The organism is Flavobacterium adhaerens (genome assembly GCF_040045115.1).
Lineage (GTDB): Bacteria > Bacteroidota > Bacteroidia > Flavobacteriales > Flavobacteriaceae > Flavobacterium > Flavobacterium adhaerens.
Genome location: NZ_JBDLZX010000006.1, coordinates 311334 through 318753 on the forward strand (window position 1 = coordinate 311334; position 7420 = coordinate 318753).

The window sequence follows — 7420 nt, forward strand, 5'->3', positions numbered from 1 at the left end:
GGTATTTTCTATTCATTATTTATTACTTGAGTTTCTCAATATCTCCCAACTTCCATGTTTTTTCAAACAATGCTTTTTCCGGACCATACATGCGAAACAATATTTCAAATCGACCATTAGGATCTGTGGGAACCCAGTTAGATTCTTTGCCTGCTGGTGACTTCGGAGCAAAATATACATCTACCGAACCGTCGGCGTTTTTCTGAACCGCTTTATCATTGGAGGCACAACTTGCACGGGTAAGGTTTTTAATCAACGCATGTGTTTTACGGTCGTACACCGTTGCCGACCAATACTGTTTGGTTGGTACATTTGCAGGTACATGCAATTGATAGGTTTCAGCACCGCTTAATGCATTGCCATCTTTGTCTTTGCCTGCTATGAGATATATCTGTGCGGTACCGAGTCGCTTAATTCCGACGTAACCAATAGAGTAAGTAAGGGCACGGGCATCAACCGGGTAGATGTCGGTTTCAGTATAACCTGAAGATCCGGCCTTCACCAAATCCGGCATTGCCGGAATTGCCCAATGTGCATCAGCATTCAAAGGAGGAAAACCTGCATCATACATTAATTCAATATAATCAAGTGCTGCTTTTGCTGCCGCATTTAGAATCTCCGTTGTTCTTGCACTTGGGTTAAAGGGTTTGCCTTTTTCTATTCCGATAGTTTTAAGCTGGTCAATCATTCCTTTATCACGGGTAAGCCAAGGCTGGCTTTGTACAATCCGGTCAAGCGAACGAAAAAACTTTATATTGTATGGGATGGTTGCATCATACATGATACCATAGGCATCAGTATATTTTGTTTCGCCGGGGTTTTCTACCTTGGACAGCGGGTAAACTTTAAGCCTTTTACCGTAAGTTACAGCTTTTGCAATATCTGCATCACTATGGCTTGCAAGATTGGAACGAAACAGCCCATAACCTTCATACGAATCAGCAGCAAGTACAATATAGCCAGCAGGTACTTTCTGATGGTAACCCGGAGGCAATATTAGGTATTTGCCCCCTTCGCCTTTATCAGCACCGTAAGGCCCGGCATCTTCCAACGGCATCTGGAATACATTATCAATGTTGGCAGCAAATGAGGACCCGCCTTTCGCCGGCGGAACTTCAATTACCACTGGACCCACATCTTTTGTATTAAAGAATACCATAAAATAGATCGCATCAGGATTTGGTGTAAGCGTTTGATTATGCCAGTCAGCAGGTCGTGACCAGTAAACAATCTCGTTTTGTTTGGCAGATGTTTTTGTAAACATTTCCTGTAACATCAGGTCGTAATTCACAGCAGGCATACCCCATATGGCTGCTTCTATTGCCCTGCTGAAGATCATTTGCTCTTGAATGTTGGCAGCTGTGAAGGCAGAGCCTGACGAGTCAGCAAAACTAGTTGATGGATTATTTGTAGACTGCTGATCCTTTCTACAGCCTGCCAGTAATATTACAGTAACTAGGATTACCGGCAGTAATGAAATGGTTGTTTTTTTCATATTTGCTATTTTTTATTTAAGGTTTGTTTTATTATCTGTTATTTATTCACATTATCTTCGGCGGCGGATATGAGGTTGGTCTGACTGCTTCTTTTTTTGTCAGTTTAAATTTCCAACAATCTTTGATAGCATGACCGCTAACGCTAAAACTGTGATTAAATTTTTTTTCATTGTGTGTTTATTTAAGTTATTTATAAGTTGCTCTCTAAATCAAATTTCTTAAAATTTGCAATAAAAATCTTAAAATTTATTCTTTTGTTAAAATCATACAAAACTGAAATAAAAGTAGTTGTAATTCTTAAATTCAAATATATAAAATAATTATTACAAATCTATTAGCGCTTTATTATTGATTAATCAAAACTATTTTGGAATCTAACTGTAACACTTTTTCATTTTCAAAATTGATATTAAGATTACATAAAAAAACCCTTTCTAAACATTACATTTTGAAAGAGCTTATTTTTATTACGACACTTATCTTTTATTTGATGTCTATTTTTTTTCCGGTTTCGGCCGCTTTATAGATGGCGTTAATAACTTTAATATCTTTTAGCCCCTCCTCACCTGTTATGTGACTTGGCAATGGTTGGTTGTCTAGAATGGCTTTGCAAATTCCGTCCATTTGATCTTTTTGTTGATTGGTTTTGGGGCAGATTAATTCATTTTGAGAAGTTCTCCCTTTAAATGGGCCATAACTTAATGCCGGGCTTAATGCGAAATTCCCTTCGTCGGCAGTTGCATACAATCTATCAATATAAAAACCAACAGAAGTACTACAATTGGCCAAAGCTCCGCTAGGAAATTCCATTTGCCAAGTGATACTTTCTTCGGTTTCCGAAAATCGATCTTTGTTATTGACAGGGCCAAATTGGGCGGTTACCGAAATGGGTTCTTCGCCCAAAATATAGCGAGCAGCTTGTATGCAATAAACCCCTAAATCCATCAAGGGACCACCACCAGATAATTTCTTGTTCAATCGCCATAGGGCTCTATCATTTTTGTCCACTATTGTAACCTTATCGAGGGTGTCATAGGTTTTGTAACCAAGACCTGCTTCTATGTATCGTATTTGCCCAAAGACTTTTTCTTGTCCCATTCTTTTAATTTCTAAATGTGTGGGTTCGTAATGCAAACGATAACCAAGAGCTAATTGAACCTTGTTGTCTTTGCAGGCTTGAATCATTTCTTCACATTCCTTGACTGTAACTGCCATTGGTTTCTCAGTAATTACGTGTTTTCCCGCTTTGGCCGAACGAATTACAAACTCTTTGTGTAACCCATTTGGTAAAACAACATATACCAAATCGATATCTTTATTGTTTTTTATTTCGTCAAAGTTTTGATAGTTGTAACAGTTTTTTTCAGGGATATTGTATTGCTTTTTCCATTTCTCAACTTTTGAAGGCGTTCCAGTAACTATGCCTGCAAGGTTACAATATTGGGATTCGGTTATTCCTTTTGCTAATAAATCTGCGTAGATACCTAAACCGCACAAGGCAACATTGATTTTTTTTCCTGTGTATGGTTTTTCTTTATTGGCTTCGATGGTCATAAACGATGGAAGACTTGTCACGACTATAGAGGCGCCAACACCTAGTCCCATTTTATTGACAAAGGAACGTCTTGAAATGTTTTTCATAAGTTATATTATATTGGTTATCAACAGTTAGTCATTAAATCACAAAAGATGTTACATCTCTGTTAGCTGGGTGAGGGATCGCAGCAAGCTACCGAAGTAGCGCGTAGAGCCCGACAGTTTTCTGATAAAAGGGCGAATACTCTCAAAGAAATTTTGCCCTTTTATCAGGAAACTGGCACCCCAAAATAATTTTATAGAAAAAAGGTTCACTTAAAACTAGTTGTTTTAAATGAACCTTTTATTTGGCTTAAAGCACGGTTTATTTATGGGACATAAACATTGTTGGCTTGTTTGATATCGGCCATTAAACCACTTGGGTCTATTGTTATTTTCTTGATTGCCGTTTTTGGTTTTGCAATGTTGAATTCGAATGTTGAAAATGCCCAAGCCCAATCGTTTAATACTGTTCGAGTGATAGCTGGTGTTGGATTTGGTTTTTCAAAACTCATCATACGCAACGGAATGTAGAAACTTTCCTTAGAACCATCTGTATATTCTACCAACAAATCGATAGGCATTGGCATTCTGCCAATTCTTTCTAAAGTTACGGTTGTTTTATCGGCGTTTTCTTGAACCTCTTTAATGCTGTAATCGATAGTGTTTAAGGTTTCGGTCCAATCTATCAGATACCAATCCAGATTTGCTCCTGAAACACGTTCGGCTGTTCTCTTGATATCGTTGGGTGTTGGGTGTTTGAATTTGAAATCCTGGTAGTATTTTTTTAGGGTTTTATCTAAATTTTCTTGTCCAATTACATAAATCAATTGCGACAAGAAGATGCTTCCTTTTATATAAGAAGAAATAGAATAAGGACGATTCTCATCATAACGATCACCATGAGTAGTTTGAGGTTGCTCTTTGCCCGATTCTACTAGTTTATAATAGGCTGCATAATTTCCTTTGAATGGGTTATCTTCTTTTTTTTCTTTGAGTTCGTTTAATGCTAAATCTTCGATATAGGTTGTAAATCCTTCGTCCATCCATGGGTGCTTAGATTCATTGGATGCTAGAATATGTTGGAACCAAGAATGCCCCAACTCGTGCGAAGCAGTACCTAAAATACCTTCTGGTTTTCCGTTTCCAAGCATCAAAGTACACATTGCATATTCCATTCCTCCATCGCCACCTTGTATGAATGAATATTGTTTATAGGGATAATCTCCAACTGTTTTATTGAAATATTCCATCACCTTAACGAGTAATGGTTGTACTTTTCGCCAATTTTCTACAACAGAAGGTGTGTTTTTGATTAGGAAATGTAGGTCAACATTGTTCGGCCCTTTTACAATATCATGTTGGTAATTTTTATCGGCTGCCCAAGCAAAATCATGAACGTTTGGTGCTACAAAATGCCAAGTTAATGTTTTTGCTTTTTTTGGATATACTACATTTACTCCAGCATCTTGGTATCCATGTCCTATTTCATTTGGATTTTGCAAATAACCAGAACCTCCGATCGTATATTCTTTGTCAATAGTGATTTTTACATCAAAATTTCCCCAAACGCCATGAAATTCTCTTGCTATATAAGGATCAGCATGCCATCCTTCAAAATCGAATTCGGCCATTTTAGGATACCATTGTGTCATTGATAATTCTACTCCTTCAGAATTATTTCTTCCAGAACGACGGATTTGTACTGGAACCTGTCCGTCAAAATCTAGAGTAAAAGTCGATTTTGAATTAGGTAAAATAGGCTTTGCCAAGGTAACTTCTAGAATAGTTCCTACTTCTTTTGCAGTTGCAACCACTCCATCTTGTTTGAAATTGGATATTTTAAGATAACCAATTTCGTTTGGTTTCAAACTTTTGATTCGGCTTACTTTTACATCCTTCCCATCAACATTCGTTTTGGTCACCATTCTAGCATCAGGATCTTTGATGGTCTGGAGTCTGCCGTCCATTTCGCTTCCTGGTTGAAAAGCATTGTTGTATAAGTGATAATATACTTTTGTTAAGGTATCCGAAGAATTGTTAGTATAAATCAGTTCTTGTTTTCCTTTGTACTGATAATTTTTGACATCCATAGTGACATCCATTTTGTAATCGACATGTTGTTGCCAATATCCTTTATCTTGGGCAAAAATAGCAGTTAAATTTGCCGAAAAGAAAACCAATAAAAAAAGTTTGCGCATTGTATTAAAAATAAAAATTGGAAGAGTAAAAATAACTCTTCCAATGGATTAGTATGAAAATTAAAATTATTTTTTCGACATTTTTTCAGCCAATAAAAGTGCATTATAAGCGTTGACCATTTTGGCCGATTTAGAAGATTTGGTAGATGCTGTAGCCTCAGGTTTTTGACCAGGATTTGCTTCGTCTTCACCCAAAACTACTTGCGATGGAAGAGGAATCCCTGATTCCATCAAAATTTGTTTTACTTGTTTGGCTTTCAATTTTGGGTAATAAGAACGAATTAAAACTGCTACTCCGGCAACATTCGGTGCTGCCATTGAAGTACCTTGTAAATATTTGTATTTATTATTTGGAATGGTAGCGTATATTTCTTCACCTGGTGCAAAAACATCTACATTAAAATCCCCATAATTAGAGAACGAAGCCACTACGTTTTCACCATATTGATTATTAATAGCTCCAACGGTTATAACATTAGATGCAAACTCTTTTTGGTTGTCGTCAGAGTCATTTGGGAAACTAGCATTTTCTAGCAAATCAATGTTTTTTCCGTCATTTCCTGCTGCATGAACGAAAAGAACATCTTTCTTTTCTGCATACTTGATAGCATCAAAAACCCATTGCTTGTGTGGAGAATAATTTTTACCAAAACTTCCATTAATTACTTTGGCTCCATTATCTACAGCATATCGAATAGCTAAAGCAATGTCTTTATCGTACTCATCTCCATCAGGAACAGCCCTAACTGCCATAATTTCAACATTGTCTGCAATTCCATCACCTCCTATACCGTTTCCTCTTACTTGAGCAATAATTCCGGCTACGTGAGTTCCGTGAAGTGCTTCTTCTTTATCAGGACCATAAACGGTATTGTTTCCGTATTTGGTGTCTTTAATATTATCTACATCATCACCAACAATTTTACGATTATCCAACTCTTTGTTTAAGTTATAATCCAATTGCCCGTAAACATAGTCACTGTATTCTTTGATTTCGGATCTAAAATTAGGACCCGCATTGGTCAAAATTCGAGACATAATCATTTTGCTCTTGGTTAAATCTGGATCGGTCGTAACGATTGCGTTTACCTCATCAAGAGTATAATTTTCTTTTCCTAAATGTGTTTGAATTGCTTTATCAGTAGTGGTCAAAAAATCAACTTGTTTTTTGTCCTTCATTGCTTTCTCATACTTTTTATTGTAAGCAGCTAAAGCTTTTTTGTACGTATCGGAACCGTCATCGCCTTTTTTGACAATACGAGTCATTTCGAGAGTTTCGTGTAAATCATCTCCAAGAAAATTCCAACCATGAATATCGTCTATATATCCATTTCTGTCATCATCTTTTCCATTTCCAGCGATTTCTTTTTTATTGGTCCAAATAACACCTTGTAAATCTTCGTGGTCAATATCTACCCCAGAATCTACCACCCCAACAATAACTTTGACACCTTTTTTCCCTTTTAATAATTCGGCATAAGCCTTATCCACACTCATTCCTGGAATACTATCTTGGGCTAGATCCAGATGTGACCATCTTTGCAATTCGGGTTCGCTTAGCTTACCTTTTTTTGCTGAATAAGTAGTTGCAGTTTGAGCATTTGCCGAAAGGCATAAAGACAAAGCTGCTACCAATGTAAACGAAGTTAAATTTACTTTTTTCATCTGTTTGAGTTTTCCAGTTTTAATAATCAATTTCAAAAATAGTAGAAGTAAATTAAAAAATGCGCAATCATTAACTGTTTTTTGTGAAAAAATACTTTTAAGAAGCTATTTTGTTATAAAAGTGAACTTCTCTCGTTATTAATAATTTATTTGTAGGAAAATGAAATGTTTTTTATATTATTGTAATCCATTACACTAACCATAAATCTATGAAAACAAAATTACTTTTATTGGATCTGCTAACTTAGCGTGCATAGAAAGTTAAGAAATAATCTTAATTTTAACCTATGAAACAAGTACGCAAAATTTATGACAAAGCTTTTAAGGATAAAGCTGTCCAATTGAGTTATGAGAGAACCAATACATCAGAACTCGCCAGAGAGCTAGGAATCACAGCTCCTCAGTTGTATAAATGGCGAAAAGAATTCGAGGAGTTTGGTACTGGAAGTTTTCCTGGAAAAGGAAATTTAAAGCTGACTCCTG

The 7420-nt window shown here is 36.4% G+C and carries 5 protein-coding genes; 1 reads left to right on the forward strand and 4 read right to left on the reverse strand.

The features are described 5' to 3' along the window. Positions 1–22: 22 nt before the first annotated feature. From ABEB18_RS10785 to ABEB18_RS10800, 4 genes are all read right to left on the reverse strand, one after another. Positions 23–1495: a DUF1254 domain-containing protein gene (locus ABEB18_RS10785; RefSeq protein ID WP_348799313.1), complete on the reverse strand. Its 1473-nt coding sequence runs from the start codon at positions 1493–1495 to the stop codon at positions 23–25. Positions 1496–1979: 484 nt separating this feature from the next. Further along, positions 1980–3137 carry a Gfo/Idh/MocA family protein gene (locus ABEB18_RS10790; RefSeq protein ID WP_348799314.1) on the reverse strand — a complete coding sequence of 386 codons (1158 nt, stop codon included), beginning with the start codon at positions 3135–3137 and terminating at the stop codon, positions 1980–1982. Positions 3138–3400: 263 nt separating this feature from the next. Then, positions 3401–5272 carry a M1 family metallopeptidase gene (locus ABEB18_RS10795; RefSeq protein WP_348799315.1) on the reverse strand — a complete coding sequence of 624 codons (1872 nt, stop codon included), beginning with the start codon at positions 5270–5272 and terminating at the stop codon, positions 3401–3403. 66 nt (positions 5273–5338) lie between these two features. Next, the gene (locus tag ABEB18_RS10800; protein ID WP_348799316.1) at positions 5339–6937 is read right to left on the reverse strand and encodes a S8 family peptidase; all 1599 of its coding nucleotides are present in this window, start codon (positions 6935–6937) and stop codon (positions 5339–5341) included. A 287-nt stretch (positions 6938–7224) separates the two neighbouring features. Here ABEB18_RS10800 and ABEB18_RS10805 point away from each other — a divergent pair. After that, the coding region (locus ABEB18_RS10805) for a transposase (protein ID WP_348799317.1) at positions 7225–7420 on the forward strand (196 nt) is incomplete at its 3' end.